Annotated in this window: 11 protein-coding genes; 6 read left to right on the top strand and 5 right to left on the bottom strand. The window is 71.3% G+C overall.

Annotated features, from left to right (window positions below):
* Positions 1 to 202: 202 nt before the first annotated feature.
* Positions 203 to 1,402 carry a cell envelope lipid trafficking protein PgfA gene (pgfA, locus tag FB453_RS32080; protein WP_145796290.1) on the bottom strand — a complete coding sequence of 400 codons (1,200 nt, stop codon included), beginning with the start codon at positions 1,400 to 1,402 and terminating at the stop codon, positions 203 to 205.
* A gap of 111 nt (positions 1,403 to 1,513) precedes the next feature.
* Here pgfA and FB453_RS32075 point away from each other — a divergent pair, with 111 nt between their 5' ends.
* Together FB453_RS32075 and FB453_RS32070 are read left to right on the top strand one after the other, a co-directional pair.
* Positions 1,514 to 2,779 carry an acyltransferase family protein gene (locus FB453_RS32075; protein WP_145796287.1) on the top strand — a complete coding sequence of 422 codons (1,266 nt, stop codon included), beginning with the start codon at positions 1,514 to 1,516 and terminating at the stop codon, positions 2,777 to 2,779.
* Between the two features lie 109 nt (positions 2,780 to 2,888).
* Positions 2,889 to 4,067: a glycosyltransferase family 4 protein gene (locus FB453_RS32070; protein WP_145796365.1), complete on the top strand. Its 1,179-nt coding sequence runs from the start codon at positions 2,889 to 2,891 to the stop codon at positions 4,065 to 4,067.
* On the opposite strand, the gene FB453_RS32065 is transcribed toward FB453_RS32070, so the two are convergent.
* From FB453_RS32065 to FB453_RS32055, 3 genes are read right to left on the bottom strand one after another with little or no spacing between them, the layout of a single operon-like run.
* On the bottom strand, positions 4,052 to 4,246 hold the full coding sequence (locus FB453_RS32065; protein ID WP_145796285.1) for a hypothetical protein: 195 nt from the start codon (positions 4,244 to 4,246) through the stop codon (positions 4,052 to 4,054). The two genes, FB453_RS32070 and FB453_RS32065, sit on opposite strands and share 16 nt — an antisense overlap.
* Positions 4,247 to 4,281: 35 nt before the next feature.
* A complete protein-coding gene (locus FB453_RS32060; protein WP_145796283.1) occupies positions 4,282 to 6,027 on the bottom strand; it encodes an MmpA family trehalose lipid delivery protein in 1,746 nt (581 codons plus the stop codon).
* Positions 6,028 to 7,905 (bottom strand): hypothetical protein, encoded by a 1,878-nt coding sequence (locus tag FB453_RS32055; protein ID WP_486480566.1) that lies wholly within the window; start codon positions 7,903 to 7,905, stop codon positions 6,028 to 6,030.
* Between the two features lie 167 nt (positions 7,906 to 8,072).
* Between FB453_RS32055 and FB453_RS32050 the strand changes: the two genes are divergently transcribed.
* Together FB453_RS32050 and FB453_RS32045 are read left to right on the top strand one after the other, a co-directional pair.
* Positions 8,073 to 12,443, top strand: coding sequence for an alpha-(1->3)-arabinofuranosyltransferase (locus FB453_RS32050; RefSeq protein ID WP_145796278.1), 4,371 nt, complete (start codon positions 8,073 to 8,075; stop codon positions 12,441 to 12,443).
* Positions 12,440 to 13,777: a lipopolysaccharide biosynthesis protein gene (locus tag FB453_RS32045; protein WP_486480561.1), complete on the top strand. Its 1,338-nt coding sequence runs from the start codon at positions 12,440 to 12,442 to the stop codon at positions 13,775 to 13,777. Before FB453_RS32050 ends, FB453_RS32045 begins: the two co-directional genes overlap by 4 nt.
* Here the strand turns inward: FB453_RS32045 and nudC are convergent.
* Positions 13,674 to 14,591, bottom strand: a complete 918-nt coding sequence (gene nudC, locus FB453_RS32040) for an NAD(+) diphosphatase (protein WP_145796276.1) — start codon at positions 14,589 to 14,591, stop codon at positions 13,674 to 13,676. The genes FB453_RS32045 and nudC overlap by 104 nt on opposite strands.
* Before the next feature lie 182 nt (positions 14,592 to 14,773).
* On the opposite strand from nudC, the gene FB453_RS32035 reads away from it, so the two are divergent.
* Positions 14,774 to 16,594, top strand: a complete 1,821-nt coding sequence (locus FB453_RS32035) for a VanW family protein (protein WP_145796274.1) — start codon at positions 14,774 to 14,776, stop codon at positions 16,592 to 16,594.
* A 223-nt stretch (positions 16,595 to 16,817) separates the two neighbouring features.
* Positions 16,818 to 17,297: an HAD domain-containing protein gene (locus tag FB453_RS32025; protein WP_145796272.1), complete on the top strand. Its 480-nt coding sequence runs from the start codon at positions 16,818 to 16,820 to the stop codon at positions 17,295 to 17,297.
* The last annotated feature ends 128 nt before the right edge of the window (positions 17,298 to 17,425 follow it).

Genomic DNA, 17,425 nt, shown 5'->3' with positions numbered 1-17,425 from the left:
TGAACACATTCGCCCTCGCAACCCTCCTATTTGGCAACAAGGTGGGCATGAAGCGGTAGAGGGATCAGCGCAACGTGACTCTACATTGACTAATTACAATCGAATAACAAATGTAAAGCACGCAGGTCGTACGGGTTGCCACATGGTCGAGGGGTGAACCGCGTCGCGGTCCACCCCTCGGTCGTACGTCCGGTCGTACGCGTCAGCGCTGCTCGACCTCGCCCGGAGCCGGACGCTGGGTCGGCACGGTCGGGTCCTCCGACTTCCAGTTGGTCGAAGCCGGCGGGATCTCGTCGGTCAGTGGCCCACCGACCGGCTGCGGCCTGGGCTGCTCGACGGTGTCCGTGTCGCGTACCGGCTCCTGGTCCACCCGGGTCGGCGTCGGGTCGTCGACCGCCGGCTCGGCGCGGTGCCGGGCCGTCCCACCCTCGGGTCGGGTCACCAGCCACACACCGAAGACGACAGCGATCAGACCGAGGACACCAGCGACGATCGGGCCCCAGAAACTGATCAGGCCGATCTTGAAGCGGTTGTCCTTGACCGTCTCGACACTGCGGCTGACCGTGTCGTCGTTGTAGTTGAAGTCCGCGTCCAGCAGCACCGTGGGGGTGCCGGTGTTCGGCTGCAACTCCTTGTGCTGCTGCTCCCGCACGTTCACGTACGAGCCGGTGACCGGGTCGACCCAGACGGTCCGGATGTTGCTGTAGACGATCTGACCGCTGGTGGCACCTGGCGCGAACTTGCCGACCAACGTCTGGAGGCTGCTCTCCGGCGTGGCCAGCACCTCGTTCTCGATCCGCTGCTCGAAGCGGTACGCCTCGATGCCCTTGATCTTTTCGGTGCCGACGAACTTCGCGGGAGTGGCCCGCTTCAGATCACGGTCGAAAATCTGGTAGTCGCGCTTGTCCGTGCCGAACGGGAACTTGTAGATCTGACCGGAGTACTTGACATTGCCGACCGGAGTCCCGTCCGCCCCGGTCTCGTTGAGCCACTGCTCCTTCCACGAGGCGGCCGCACCGGAGATCCGGTCGAGAGCGAGTTCGGTGCTGTACTGGCTGACCACCACCTCAGGGCTGTCGGTACGCCGGACCGTCTGGTAGACGTCCCAGATCACCGCGTCGCCCTTGAGGTCCTCGGGCAGCCGATCCTTGGTGTCGTCGGGCTGTGGAATGACCTCGACATTGGACGTGAGGTCGCCCTGCAGGACCTCGATGGTCGCCGAATCTCCGACCCGGGTGATCTTCAGGAACTTGGCGTTCTTCGCCTCGGCGACGGACGTCGTCGGCTCAAGATCATAGGGGAGCTTGGTCACGGCAGGGGCCACATAAAACGGCAGCCCGGCCGCGAAGACCAGCAATAAGACGCCAAGCCCGAAGAGCGCGGCGCCCACGCGAAGCTTCACTCATCCTCCTGTAACCTGCCGCCCTACGACCTGTTGTCCGGGGCACCCGATCCTTAACATGGCGGGAGGTTACTCCCCGGTCACCTTCAAAGCGACCCCCTGGATGTCCAGATGTCCACAGCCGCCGCGCCAACAGTTTCGGAGCCTTCGGTAACCGGCCGACTTCCCGCCCTCGACGCGCTGCGAGCAATCGGCGCGGTGGCGGTCGTCGGTCACCACATCGGGTTCCAGACCGCCGTCACCATGAACACCACCTGGGGCGGCTGGCTGGCTCGACTGGACGTCGGCGTCGCCATCTTCTTCGTACTGTCCGGGTTTCTGCTGTTTCGGCCGTGGGCGCTCAACGCCGCGACGGGCCGGGCCCGGCCCCGCGCCAAGCGCTACCTGTGGCGGCGAGCCCTGCGCATCCTGCCCGCCTACTGGTTGGCGATCGTGGTCTGTCTGATCGTCCTGCCGCAGAACGGGCAGGCGTCCGTCGGCGACTGGATCCGCCACCTCACCTTCACCCAGATCTACCAACCCGGGCAGTTGCGCGCCGGGCTCAGCCAGACCTGGAGTCTCGCCACCGAGGTCGTGTTCTACCTGATCCTGCCGCTGGTCGCCGTGCTCGCCGTCGGCCGGTCCTGGCGTCCCGTCCGGACCATCGTGATCGTCAGCGGTAGTGCGCTGCTGACCGCCGGATGGCTCACCCTGATGGGGCTCGGCTGGCTCGACACCGCCCTGCACACCATGTGGTTCCCCTCGTACGCCGCCTGGTTCGGTGCCGGCATGGCACTGGCGGCGGCGCACGTCGCCCTGCGCACCGGGACCGCGCCCGTGGCCTTCCGGGTCCTGGACGACCTGGCCTCGGCACCGGTGACCTGCTGGGCCGCCGCCGTCGGCCTGATGGCGATCGCGACGACGCCCGTCGCCGGCCCCCGCGACCTCACCGAGCCGACGGCCGCCGAGTTCGGCGTCAAGCTGGCCCTCTACCTCGTGATCGCGGCGCTGATCCTGATCCCGGTGGCCTTCGGCGGGCCGAGCCGGGCCAAGGAGATCTTCGGCAGCTCGTCCGCCCGGTGGCTCGGCGCGGTCTCGTACGGGCTGTTCCTGTGGCACCCCATGGTCATCGAACTCATCTACCTGGTCGACGACCGACCGCTGTTCACCGGTGGGCTGCTCAACACGTTCGCCCTCACCATGGCCTTCGGTCTGGTGTACGCCGCGGTCAGCTACTACGGCGTCGAGCGGCCCCTGCAACTGCTCGGGTCGCAGGGTCGCCGCCGATCCACCGGGCGTGGGCAGACGCCCGGGGCCCCCGCCACCGACGTGGCCGCACCGGCCACCACACCGCCGACCGTCGCGGCTGGCACTCCGGTGCCCACGGTCGGCGGGTAGCGCCCAGCGCTGGCCCATCGGGGCATTGCCGGCCGGCACACCAGCCCCTAATGTGACGCGGGTCGCTAAATTACTTGAGAGTAGGGTTCGCGTGGAGCGTCGCTTCGGCATGCCCGGACACGTGTTGTTCCTCAACTGGCGAGACACCCGCAACCCCGAGGGTGGCGGTTCCGAGGTGTACGTGGAACGGATCGCCGCCGAACTGGTGGCGCGCGGATTCCGCGCCACTCTCTTCTGCGCCGCCCACAGCCAGGCTCCCGCCGACGAGGTCAACGAGGCGGGCGTACGGCTGGTAAGGCGCGGCGGCCGACACAGCGTCTACCTCTGGGCGGCACTCTGTTACGTCGCAGGCGCGCTGGGTATCGGCCCGCTGGCGGCCCGCCGTGGCGGCCGGCCCGACGTCCTGGTCGACGTCTGCAACGGGTTGCCGTTCCTCGCCCCGCTGTGGGCACGGCGTCCGGTGGTCAAGCTGATCCACCACGTGCACCGCGAGCAGTGGCCCGTAGTGCTTCCACAGTGGGCGGCCCGGTTCGGCTGGTGGATCGAATCGTCGCTCGCCGTACGCCTCTACCGGCGGTGCCGGTACGTCACCGTCTCCGAGGCGACCCGCCGAGAGTTGGCAGTGCTCGGTGTGCCGCCGGAGCAGGTCTCCGTGGTGCACAACGGCACCCCGACGATGCCCCACACCGACGCCGAACGGGCGACGTTCCCGCTGCTCGTGACGCTGAACCGACTGGTGCCACACAAGCGGGTGGAGGTGGCGCTGCGGGCCGTCGCGGCCCTCGCCGACGAGCTGCCCCAACTACGTCTGGTCGTCGCCGGCCAGGGCTGGTGGGAGTCGCACCTGCGTGAACTCGCCGCGGAGCTGGACATCACCGAGCGGGTGGACTTCCGGGGCTTCGTGACCGAGGAGGAGAAGGCCGCCCTGCTCGCCTCGGCCTGGGTGGCCCTGACCCCGTCCCTCAAGGAGGGCTGGGGGCTCACGATCGTGGAGGCGGGTTCGGCGGGCACCCCGACTGTAGCGTTCCGGGGAGCGGGCGGAGTCGCCGAAGCGGTCGTCGACGGGCGTACCGGCCTGCTGGCCGACGACATCGACGACTACCTGATGAAGGTGCGCACGCTTCTGCACCAGGATGAGCTGCGGCGGGAGATGGGCGCCCAGGCCCGGGAGCACGCCGCCAGCTTCACCTGGCAGGCCGCGGGTGGGCGCTTCGAGGCGATCCTCAAGGGTGTGGAGTCGCCCCGCCCAGTGCAGCAGCGGGGCGAGCCGTCCTACCTGTCGCCGTAAACCGCGGGGGCGTACGGGTCCTTCTTACCGGCCCGCTTGGCCGCCTCCGAGACGAGCTTGGCCTCCTTTGCGGCCTCCTCGTCGGTGGCGGTCGCGGCGGCCGAGATCCCGCCGAGAGCCAGGACCCCCAGCAACGCCGCCACCAGGCCAGACACGACCAGGGTCAGAGCTCTACGCATGCCAATCCTCCAATGGCGAGACGTGCGAGCGGACGTTACCACGCGGTAGCTCGCCGGTGTAGTGCCGAAACGGCGGCAGCGATGACCACCAGAAGGGCAGCGCTGAGGGCCGCCACCACCGCCAGTCGGGCCGGCCCGGACCCGCCCGATTCCCGCACGGTCGCCGGGTTGCGGTACAGCGTCAGGAACGGTCCGTCGTGGACCGTCACCAGGCCGCCGAGCACCTGAGAATCCACCTCGCCGGAGAGCTCGCGCTGCACCAGGACCCAGCGCACCCCCGTGGTCCAGACCGGCCGCCCCTCGACCAGCGCCTCGCGCATCTCACGGACGCGCGGGTTCTCGCCGGCCACGGCGACGTCGCCGACCCGGAGCGTGTCGTCGGTCAGGACCGTCCCGGGCAGGTAGCGGGGCGCCGGGTCCAGGACGACCCGACCAGGGTTCCACGGGTACGCCCGGTAGGCGCTCAACGGCAACGAGAGGATCTCCCCCGGCTCCTCCTCGATGTGCTCGGCCACCCGCTGCCACTCCGCCGGATAACTCACCGACCGAAGCCGGCCGGCACCGCCGAACGCGAGGTCCGGCAGGACCGCCACCGGCAGGAACAGCAGCCCGACCAGGACCACCCCGGCCACCTCCCGGTCGATCCGGGCCACCAGCCGCTCGGCCCCCAACGCCGCGCACACCACCAGCAGCAGGGCGTACGGCGCCAGGAACTTCTGCCCATCTCGCAGCAGCCCCGCGCCCGGCAGGTGCACCACCGCCCAGCGCAGCGCGGCATCCCCGCCGGGGAGCAGCCCGAAGGCGGCGAGCAGACAACCGGTCCCGGCGAGCACCGCCAGGCGCGCCGCCCCACCCGGGGGTAGCCGGCGCCGCAGCAGGCCCGCACCGACACCGGCCAGGATCAGCAGCAGGAGAGTCGCCACCGGCACCAGTGGCGCCGCGCGACTGGCGGGGGTGGCCTGTGCGCTCCAGATGCCACCGGTGCCGGCCAGCGCCACCAGCGGGCCGGCCCAGTTCTCCGAACGCGCCGCGAACGCCGCCACCCCCGCCGGGTCCGACGAACCTCCGGCACCGGTGACCAGGGCCGCGACCACCCAGGGGGCGTTGAGCACTCCGACCGCGGCCAACGCCTGCCGGGACCGGTGCGGATGCATCCGCTGCGACACCAGCAGCGACCGGGGCGCGCGCATCCGGTCCGACGTCAGCACCAGCACAGTGCCCAGCGCGATCAGACCGCCGGTCGGCGTGATGGCGGCGGGAGCGGCGGCGAGCACCACCCGGGCGAGCGCGCCGTCGCGCCCGGCCCGCAGGTCCAGCGCCGCCCGCACCAGCCAGGGCAGCGCGGCGTACGCGAGCAGCAGCCCCCACTGCCCGATCAGCAAACGCTCGGCGAGGTACGGCGACCACGCGTACGCCAACGCGGCGAACAGCCGGACCGCGCGCCGTTCGGTCGGCACCAACCGGCCGGCGCCGACCGCCGCGAGGAAGACCGCCCCGGCGAGCGCCAGCCGCTGCACCAACCAGCCCGGCACGAGCTGGGTGACCAGCGAGACCAGTGCGTCCATCGGCACCGCCCGGGGCAGACTCTGCGCCGGGGCGACGAGATCCCAGGTCAACGGCTGCCGGGGTACGAACACCATGTCGTACAGCAACGCGTAGCCGGGCGCCGCCAGCGGGGCCAGCACCACCACCGTGACCGCCGCCGCTACCGCGTACAGCGACAGCGTGTCCCGCGTCCGCCGAACCGGTGCGGCCTCGACGCCGTCGGTGGGCTCAACCATTCACGACGCCGGCACCGCCCGGCCGACGGTGATCAGCTCGGTGCACACCCCGACCCCTGGCGTCCGGACGGTGACCTCGACGGCGTCCCCCGCACCCTCCAGCAGGAAGAACAGGTCGTTCAGCCCGCGTCGCAGGGTGATCTCGCGCGTGGCGTCCCCGAGCCGGAACAGCGCCGTCGAGTCGCCCGAGCTGAGGTAGCCGAAGTGCACCACGTACGGCCACTCCACCAGGTATCCGTCCAACGGGATCCGAGTGGGTCGGCCGCCCTCCGCCAGGTGCCCGCAACCGTCCACCCGACCAGGAACGATCTTCCGTCCCTGGACCACCACCGGACGGATCCGGCCGAGGTCATCGAACGTCGACGGTCGCGCGGCCTCCGTCACGAAGGTGGGTCGACGCTCGGCCGGGCGGAAGAAGTGCGACTGGAGATTGTCCGGCCAGAAATAGCCGGCGATCACCCGGTCCGGGACGGCGGTGTCGAAGAAGACGGTGCCCGGCGGGGCTGCGGCGAGCTCGGCCTGCGTCGTCGCGAGATAGTCCCGCCCGTACTTGGTACTCCAGTTGTCCCCGAAACGGGCCGTGCTCCACAGGGTGCCCACGCCAATGGTCGCCAGGACGACAATCACCGAGACCAGGCCGACCGCGAACGCGCCCGGCTCGCGCAGGACCGTCGGCACCGGCCACGCCGACACCTCGTCCTCGTCGGTGTCCTTGATCCCCAGCAGGGCCGCACCGACACAGATCGCGGCGACCAGCACCACGTCGGCGACGTACCGGGGGACGACGCCGATCAGCGGGCCGAGCGGCCCGCCCAGCCGGGTGATGGCGAAGAGCGCGGCGACCAGGCCGAGGTAGGAGGTGAGCAGCAGCCAGGCCCGGCCGGCCGACGGACGCCGCCGGACGGTGACCACGACGAGCGTCGCCAGCACCGCCCACGACAACCACTTGGCGATGTCGTACGGGTCGACGAGTGGGGGACCGTCACCGGCGTAGCTCCAACGCCAGGGACCTCCGAGCAGACCCGGCACCACGGTCTCGCCGACCAGGTCACCGAGGAAGTTGAGCACCGGACCGACCGAGGTCGGGTCCCGCAGTTCACCGGAGGGACGGCTCAGGTAGAACGCCAGGTATCCCCCCGACAGCGCGCCGAGCATCAGCCAGGCCGGCCAGTGCCGGCGGATCGCCGTCGCGAGACTGCGCAACACGCCACCGGAGGTGAAGAGGAAGACGGTCAGCAGGAACAGCAGCGGCACGATCAGCAGGGACTTGGTGTCGAAGAGCAGGCCGAACACCAGCCAGAGCGCGATCGCCACGAGGTGCCGCAGGCGACCGGTCCGCACGTACCGGACCTGGGCTGCCACCGCCATGACCAGGGCCAACTGCATCGGCAGCACGAGCAGCCCGACCAACCACAGCGAGGAGACCTCAAGCGTCAGCGGGCTGAAAATGAACAGGCACAGCGGAATGAGCAGGCCCCAACCGGGCCGGAGCAGATCGCGCAACAGCCGGTAGAGCGCGATCCCGGTCGCCGCCTGGCCAACCGCCAGCAGCAACACCCACGGCCAGGTGGCGAAGCCCGCCGCCCGCACCATCGCCCACGCCACCAACAGGCCGCCGGGCATGAGGTGGTTGTTGAACGTACGCAGGAGATAGTCCGCGTCCAGCCCGGTGTCGAGAACCTGGGCGGCGATGACGAACTCGTCCTGCGAGAACCAGCCACGGGTGGCGAGACCGGCGCGCCAGGCGACGGACACCGCGATGAGGGCGATCGCCACGGCGCGGACGGGGTCGGCGCGGAGCCATCGGCCGATCGGCCCGGGCCCGTCGCCGTCGGACGCGACGCGTTCCGGATGCGTCTCGGCCTCAGCTTCTGGCATTGACATGGTCGGCAGCCTGCCACACGCTTACACGCCGTGGGGACGGCCGTTCTCCCGATAACGCCACCGCAGCGCCCCTGGTCGCCCGTCCGTGCCCGGTCCGGATAACGTCGCGCGACAGTCGTCGGCTGCAGGTGCGCGTCCGGCCGGTGAAGACAGGAGCCGAAATGCGTGCAGAGGTGGCCAGTGGCGCCGCTCCGGGGTCCAGCCGGAGCCGGCACACGGCCCGACGGTTCCGGCACCTGGTCATCTGCATCGCTCTCACCGCCCTCGCCTTCCAGCAGGCCCCGGGCCAGGTCGTCCCCGACACCAAGGTCGACCTGAACGTCAACCCGGCCGGGTGGCTGCTCCGTTCGCTGCACCTGTGGGACCCCACCGGCACGTTCGGCCAACTACAGAACCAGGCGTACGGCTATCTCTGGCCGATGGGCCCGTTCTTCCTGCTCGGGTCGGAGTCCGGCCTCGCGCCGTGGGTGGTGCAGCGGCTGTGGTGGGCACTGCTCTTCTGTGTCGCCTACCTGGGGGCCGTGCGCCTGGCGGGCCGGCTCAACATCGGAACGCCCGCCGGGCGCATGATCGCCGGCGTCGCCTTCGCGCTGTCACCGCGCATCCTCACCCAGCTCGGCTGGTCCTCGGTGGAAGCCTGGCCCAGCGCCGTCGCCCCCTGGGTGCTCATTCCACTGGTCGGTCTCGCCGCCGGCACGCGACTGCGACGCGCCGTCGCCGCGTCAGCCCTCGCCGTCGCCTGCGCCGGTGGGGTCAACGCCACTGCCGTGTTCGCGGTGGTGCCACTGGCCCTGCTCTGGCTCGCCACAGTCCAGCCCGTACGCCGCCGGGTCACCGCCATCGCCGCCTGGTGTGGCGCGGTGGCCCTGGCCACCGCGTGGTGGTTGGTTCCGCTGCTGGTCCTCGGGCGGTACAGCCCACCCTTCCTGGACTACATCGAGACCGCCCGGAACACCACGAGCGTCACCGACGGGGTGACCACCCTGCGCGGCGCCTCCTACTGGGTCGCCTACCTGGCCTCCCCGTTCGGACCGACCATCCCGTCCGGTGCGCGACTCGCCAACGAGGCGGTGCTGGTCGCCGCCACCCTGGCGGTCGCCGCCCTCGGTGTGCTCGGGCTGTCCCGACGGGGGATGCCGCACCGCCGGTTCCTCATCACCGGTCTGGTGCTCGGCGTCGCGCTCGTCGGTCTCGGGCACGTCGGCGACCTGCCGAACATCCTCGCCGGGCCACAGCGGGAGTTCCTCGACGGCATCGGCGCGCCCCTGCGCAACGTGCACAAGTTCGACGTCCTGCTCCGCCTACCCCTGTGCCTGGGCATGGCGCACCTGATCGGGCTGACCGTCCGGGCGGCGCGCACCGCGCCCGCGCGGCACCGTCCGCGAACCGTCGCACGCGCCTGGCTGACCGCCGGCGCCGCGATCGCCGCCGTCACGGCGGTCGCCACGCCCGCACTCGCGGGCGGTCTCGCCACCCCGGGCAGCGTCAAGGAGGTGCCCGGCTACTGGCACGACGCCACCGACTGGCTCGACGCGAACACGGGGCGCGGGCGGGTGCTCGTCGTACCCGGGGCGCGTTTCCCGTCGTACGACTGGGGCAGCACCACCGACGAGATCACTCAGCCGCTGCTCAACAGCCGATGGGCGGTACGCAACGCCATCCCCTTCACCCCACCGACCACGATCCGACTGCTGGACGTGATCGAGTCGACGCTCGCCACCGGCGCCGGGTCGACCGGTCTGGCGGACCTGCTGGCCCGATCCGGAATCAGCCACGTCCTGTTCCGCGCCGACCTCGACCACGGCCGCTCCGACACGACCCGCCCAGCGGTGGTCCGGCAGGCGCTGGAGCGCTCACCCGGGTTGACCCGCGTCACGTCCTTCGGCCCCCTGCGCGGCGGGCCCTCGTCCCCCGACGAGTTCCGCGACCACGGGCTCGACGTGCCCGTCCGGGCGCTGGAGGTCTACCGGGTCGACCGGCCCGTCGAGCCGGTGGTCGCCTACGACAGAGCCGCCGTGACGACAGTGGTCGGTGGCCCCGAATCGCTGCTCGACCTCGCCGCGGCAGGGCAACTCGGCTCGGCGCCCACCGTCCTGGCCGGCGACGCGTCGACCGCCGACGTCACCGGACCGCTGGCCATGACCGATGGACTGCGCAGGCGGGACGTGTCGTTCGGCGGACTACGTGACAACACCTCCCAGACGTTGACCGCCGACGACACCTTCGAGGTCACCGCGCCCGCCCACGACTACCTCCCCGAGTGGGGTTCGGAGCACTCCACCGTCGCCCGTTTCGAGGGCATCAACGCGATCCGCACCTCCACCGCCCGTTCGCAGGTGGACTCCCCCGGCGGTGCCCGCCCCGAGCACCAGCCGTACGCGGCGATGGACGGCAACCCGGCGACCTCCTGGCAGTCCGCGCCGTACTCGCCCAGCGACCAACAGTGGATCGAGGTGGGCCTCGCCAATCCGACGACGGTCACCCGGGTCGAGGTGTGGTTCGACCTGAAGGCCGATGCCCTGCCCACCACGGTGACCGTCAGCGCCGGGTACGAGAGCAGCACCATCGAGCAGTTCAGCGACCACATGGTGTTCGAACTGCCCGGCATCCACGCCACCCGCGAGGTCCGGGTCTCGGTCGACAGCGCGTACGACCTGCGCCCGTTCGGAAACGGCTCGGTCGGCATCGCCGAGATCAAGATTCCGGGTATCCAGACCAGCCGCACCCTGGTCCTGCCCACCGCACCGGTCACCGACCGGCCGGCGACAGTCGTCGTGTCCGCTGCACCCACCACGCCGGGCTGCTTCTCCGTCGACGGGCACCCGCGCTGCTCCACCGACGCCATCCGCGGTTCCGAGGACGGCTCCACCATCGACCGGACCCTGACCCTGCCGGCCGCCGGCGCGTACGACGCCAAGCTGTGGGCGCGGCCGACGGCCGGCCCTGACCTGGACAACGCCCTCGACAAGCTGGTGACCGACGCGCAGCCGCTTCGCCTCTCGGCGCAGATCAGCGCCTCCTCGACGGCAGTGCCCGACCCGACCGGCCGGGCCGGCGCGGCGCTCGACGGGAACCCGGCCACCAGTTGGTCACCGGCGATCGACGACGAGGCACCGATCCTGCGACTCAAGTGGCTCAAGCCGCAGACCATCACCGGGCTCCGCTTCTCGACCGACCCCAAGACACCCGCCACCCGTCTCGGCAGCGTCCGGGTCGTCGGCGACGACGGGTTCCGCAGCAGCCTGCTCGGCGACGACGGGCTGCTCCGCCTGGACCCGCCGATGCGGACCGACGAAATCACCATCCAGTTCCTCGACAAGCCGTCCGCCACCAGCACCGACCCGTACAAGCTGCGGCTGCCGGAGAAGTTGTCCATCGCGGTCGGCGAGGTGACCGTGCTACCCGGAGCGCCCACCGTCGGACCGCGCCTCGACACACCCCTGTCGCTGGCCTGCGGATCGGGGCCGACGCTCCAGATCGGCGCGGCGCGGGTGACCACCACGCTGCGCGGCACGCTCCGCGACCTGCTGGAAATGCGCGAGATGCCGGTGACGCCGTGCGGCCGGGGCACGCCCCGGCAGCTTGACCTGGGCCGCGGGGAGCACCGCATCGTCGCCGCCCCGAGCCAGCTTGCCTCGCCCACCAGGGTCGCCCTGGTACCGAGGACGGCCACCCCGGCCTCGGCGACCGCCAGCGCCACCGAGATCGAATCCTGGGCGGCCACCAAGCGCCGGGTACGGGTGGCCAGTCGCCCCGTCGACCGGGTGCTCGCCGTGCGGGAGAACACCAACACCGGCTGGCAGGCCACCCTTGGCGGGCGGACGCTGAAACCACTGGTGGTGGACGGGTGGCAGCAGGGCTGGATCCTTCCCGCCGGCGCCTCCGGAGAGGTGCTGTTGCGTTTCGCCCCGGACACGCCGTACCGGGCGGGGCTTCTCCTCGGCGGCATCCTGCTCGCGGTGGTGGTCCTGCTCGCGGTGCTGCCCGCCCGACAGCCCACCGGGCGAACCTCGGCGACCGCCCCACCACGCGGCCGACGCCGGGTCACCCGCTCGCTGCCGCTGCTGGCCGTCGGGGCCGCCGCGCTGGTGCTGTGGAGCGGCCTCATCGGCGGCCTGCTGGTCGCGGCGGGATTCATGCTGGCGGTACCCGGCCCACGCCGTCTGCCCTGGCCGGCCGACCCACGTCGGGCCAGGACGATCAGCCGGGCCGTCGAAACCTGGCTCCCTGGCGCGCTCGTCCTGCTCGCCGGGTGGCTCTACCTCGACTCGACACGGCGGAACACCGACGCGCTCGTGCAACTCACGATCGTCGTCGCCCTGGGCGCCCTCTGGCTCTCCACCGCCTCCAGACGACGCCCGGTACGCCGGCCCACGCCAACCACCGGGACCTCAGCCGTTGCGGCGGCTGCCCTGGTCGCGCAGGGACCGAAGCCGGACCCGGCCGGGCACGACGCGGCCGAGCCGGCGAGGCCCGGCCAGTCGGCCGGGCCAGCCGACGGGCAACTTCCGACCTTCTCCGAGATCACATGAGTCTTCGACGACCCGTCCGTCGGGAGACGACGGCCCAGACGGAGCTGACACGCGGATGGAGTACGGGCCTCGGCGCTGCCGGGGTCAGCGTCACAGTGGCCGGGGTCCTGGTCAACGGCCTGGCCTACCTGGTGCCGGTCCTGGCCGCCCGGCGACTCGACCCGGCCGACCTCAGCGCGCTCGCCGCCGCCCTCGGTCTGGTGGCCATCGTCGGTGTGCCCGGGCTCGGCCTGCAACTTGCCGTCGCCGTACACCGCGCCCGGCACGGCGCCTCCGACACTCGGCGGCTCACCGCGGTCACCGCCGCAGTGTGCGCGGGAACCCTCGTCGCGGCGACACCACTGCTGGTCACCGCCCTGGATCTCCCGGTCGAGATGCCCGCGCTGCTGGCGGTCACCACAGCGGCGATCGTGCTCTCCTCCCGGTCCCTCGGAGAACTGCAGGGTGGCCAACGCTTCGTACGACTCGCCGTCGGGATGGCAGTGCTCGCCGCCGGCCGCTACGGCGGCGTCATCGCCGGGTTGCTGCTCGGCGCGGGACCGACCGGCGCGCTGGCGGTCGGCGCGTTGACCGCCGCCCTCACCCCTGCGGTGCTGGCCCGACTCGCCCGCGAGCCCCGACGGTCGTCCACCGCGCCACGGCTGACAGTTGCTCAGGTCGTTGCCGGCTGCGGTGCGACAGTGGCGATGCTCGTCGTCTCCTACGCCGACCTGCTGCTGGCCCGGCAACTGCTGTCCCCGTCGGATTCCGGGGCGTACTCGGTCGGCACCGTCCTGAGCAAGGGCGCGCTCTGGGCGCCGCAGGTCGCCGCCGTCCTCGCCCTACCTCGGCTGGCCCGTGGTGACCGGCGCAGCCGAACGGTTGCGCTCGCGGTGACGGGCGGGTGTGGCGTGGTGCTGGTCCTCGCCTCGACCCTCGCCGGAGGGCTCGCATTCCGCCTCGCCGGTGGGCCCGACTACGACCACCTGGGCCGGTACGCGCCCCTCTTCGCGGCGGTCGGTGCGCTCTACGCGGTGGCGTTCGTGCTGCTCAACGACCGCCTCGCGGCCAGCGCACGCTGGGCGGCGGCACCGCTGTGGGTGGGTGTGGCCGGCCTGGTGGCCGTCACCGCGACCCTCCGACCCCACACCGTCAGTGGCCTTCTCCTCGTGGCCGTGGGCACGGCCATCGTCACCACCGCGCTGATGGCGGTGACGGCCCGTCGACCCGCTCCGGTTCCGGCGGCTGACCCTAGCCCTCCGCGAGCCAGTCCGTCAGCAGTCGGTGGTCGATCGAGTCCACCCGACCGAGCGGACGACCCGATGCCGCCCGGTCCCGCAGCTCCGCCCGGGTGAACCAGCGCGCCTCCAGCAACTCCTCGCCGTCCACGCGTACCTCGTCGGAGGTGGCGGTGGCCCGGAAGCCCACCATCAGGCCGGCGGGGAACGGCCACGCCTGTGACCCCTGGTAGGTCACGTCGGTGACTGTCACGCCCGCCTCCTCGCCCATCTCCCGACGGACCGCGTCCTCCAGGCTCTCGCCGATCTCGACGAAGCCGGCCAGCGTCGAGTACGCGTCCTCGGCCGCGCCCGCGTGCCGGGCCAGCAGACAGCGCCCCGACCGACCGGGTGCCTCGACCAACACGATGATGGCCGGCTCGATCCGGGGGAACAGCAGACGTCCGCACTCCGTGTCGGTGCAGGTCCGCAGGTGCCCGCCGCCGTCAGCGACGGCCGGCGCGCCGCACGTCCCGCAGAATCGCTGCTGCCGGTGCCAGTGCAACAAACCCCTGGCGTACGCCTGGACGGCCGCGTCGCCGGGTTCGAGCCGCCCGACCAGTGCCCGCACGTCGACGGACCGCGCCGCACCGGCCATCTCGACGGCGGACCGCTCGGAGAGCGCGGAGAGGTCCGCGGCGAACACGGCGGCCTCCCCGTCGAGCCCCAGGAAGACGGTCTCGCCGGCGGCGGACCGGACCAGCGCCGCGCGCTCCGCACTGAGCCGAACCGGCCCGTGCCCGTCGACGAGACAACGGTCCCGCCACATCGGCAGCAGCATGGTGGTCGACTCGGTGAGCAGCGCGCCCAACCGCGTCGGATCGGTGCGCAACGGTCCAGCCCGGTCCAGCGATCCGCCGCCGTACGCCAACACCCGCTCCGCAGCGTCCACCCGGTCACCGTGCCACGTCGGTGGTCGGCCGTCGGCACCGCCCCCGGACCGGTGCGACACGCCGAACGACACGCGGTAGCTGCGCCTGGTGGGCGCAGCCGACGAGTACGGCCGGGGATTCGTTACCGTAGGTGCCTCCGGGAGGGAGGACCTCCCGCGGCACCCTGGCGATCGAGGTTGCAGTGACGCTGTACGGCGAAAACAGTCCACCCGCCGACGACCGGCCCACAGTGCAGGTCACCGCGGTCACCTGGCCGGACGACGGAGCTGAGCCGGTCACCACAGCCGCTCCCGGCGAGCCGGACGGCGGCCCGCGCCGGCCGCGTCGGATGCGCGTGCTGCTCGCCGCCGGCATCACCGGTGGCGTCCTCGCCGCCGTGGCGGGTGCCGGCGCCTGGGCGTACGCCGGTGACGTCCCCCGCGGCACCAGCGTGCTCGGCACCGAACTGGGCGGCCGGAGCCGCGCGGACGCCGACCGGGAGTTGCGGGCGGAGCTGGACCGGCGGGCGGCAACGCTCGCCACGCCGCTGAAGGTCACCGTCGACGGGCGTACCGCCGAGATCAACCCGGCCGACGTGGGGCTGGCCGTCGACGTGCCGGCGACCGTCGCGGCAGCGGCCGAGGCCGACGCGCACCCGGTCAGCCGGTTGGTCGGCTCCCGCACCGTCGAGCCGGTGGTGACCGTCGACGTGGGCCGGTTGGACGACGCGCTCCGTAAGGTGCTCGGCAACCAGGCCCAGGGCATGACGATGCCGGCGATCACCTATCAGGGCACCACGCCGAAGGTCGTACAGCCCAAGCCCGGGCTGGCTCTGAACCCGGAGCGTTCCGCCGAGGTGGTCCGCGCCGGCTGGTTGGCCGGCGCCCCGGTCACCGTGCCCCTGGTGGAGACCCACCCGACGACCACTCCAGAAGAGTTGGACCGGATGGTCAGTGAGCTGGCGAAGCCGGCGGTCGCCGCGCCGGTCACCCTGCGTACCAACAAAGGCCAGGTGACGGTCCCGCCCGCCGCCATCGCGAAGAGCCTCCGGTTCGGGGCCGACAAGACCGGCAAGCTCACCCCGTCGGTGGACGTCAAGCGGCTGCGGGCGGCGCTCGGCGACAAGCTGGCCGCCATCGAGGTGCCACCGAAGGACGCCACGATGACGATTTCCGGTGGCCGACCCACAGCCAAGGAGGGGCGGTCCGGGCAGCAGCTGGACACGGCAGCCCTCAGTCGAGACCTGCTGGCCGTGCTGCCGAAGGCGGACGGCCGCGAGGTGACCGGCGAGTTGAAGCCGACGCCGCCGCAGTTGACCGGGGAGAAGCTCGCCGGCCTGGGCATCAAGGAGCGGGTGTCGACCTTCACCACCCGGTTCACCGGCGGCATGGCCTCGTCACGCAGCCAGAACATCGCGACCATCGCGAGGAAGGTGGACGGCACTGTCGTGCTACCTGGAAAGACGTTCTCGCTCAACGGGCACACCGGCGAGCGCGGCTACGCCCAGGGCTACCGGGACGCACCTGTCATCCTCGACGGCAAGCTCGTCCCGGGCGTCGGCGGCGGCACCTCGCAGTTCACCACCACGCTGTTCAACGCGACCTACTACGCCGGCTTGGAAGACGTCGAACACAAGCCGCACTCCTACTGGTTCGACAGGTACCCGGCGGTCATCGAGTCGACCATCTTCTGGCCGAATCTGGACTTCAAGTTCCGCAACAACACCGAGTACGGCGTGCTCATCGACACGTCGTACACGTCCAGCACGATCACCGTGTCGATCTGGAGCACGAAGATCTACGACAGCGTGAAGACCGAGTACGGGCCGCGCCGCAACATGACGGCGCCGAAGCAGATCCATCTGGCTCCCGGCCCCTCGTGCATCGAGACCAACGGCATCAACGGCTTCACCCAGGACGCCTTCCGGGTCATCAAGAAGGGCGGCGTGGTGGTCAAGCGGGAGAAGTTCACCTGGCGCTACGACGCCGAGCCCCGCTACGTCTGCGGGCCGAAGGCCTCCTGAGGCCCCACCCGCGCCGGATCGGTCCTGCTCCGAGGTTGGTGCTGCTCTGAGGTCGGTGCTGCTCCGGGACGCGCCGAAGGCAAACGCCACAACGCCGCCCTCATCTGCCTCGCCCGCCGCCGCTGCGACGTCCTGTTCGCCATGCTCCGCGACAAGATCCCCTACCAGGCAAGACCGATCGTCGCGGTCATCCCCGGCTGACCACATCAGGCAAAATCCGCAGATGACCCGACCCCTGCTCCTGCTCGACGTCGACGGTGTCCTCAATCCCTACGGAACTTCTCAACCACCGGCCGGCTACACCGAGCACCACCCTTTCCCCGACGAGGAACCCGTCCGTGTCAACTCCGCACACGGCGCCTGGATCACCGAAGCGAGCACCGTCCTGGACGTCGCATGGGCCACGGCCTGGAACGACGAAGCCAACCAGCTCCTCGCACCGCTACTACACATCACCTGCCTGCCCGTGATCACCATGCCAGCCGCACCGTTCCACCCCAGCGACAAAATCCCGCTCATCGCCGCCTACGCCCAGCAACGGCCCGCGGCATGGATCGACGACCTCCACACACCCCAAGCCCACACCTGGGCCGCGACACGCAGCAGCCCCACCCTGTTGATCACCGCCGACCCGACGATCGGCCTGACCCGCGATGCCATCGACCACGTCATCGTCTGGGCCAAAGCCCTCGATCCGCGTTGACAGACCCCATAGGGACACCTCGAACGCCGACCTGCAACATCCTGGATGTAGTGGCGTCCGCACGCCGTGAGGCCGCTACATCCTGGTTCGAGCGTGACCTTGACGGCTTCGGAGCAGCTCGGACCCCT

Source organism: Micromonospora sp. CNZ322, assembly GCF_007827755.1.
The sequence above is the reverse complement of the archived record's forward strand: the minus strand, read 5'-3'. Positions and strand labels throughout refer to the sequence as shown.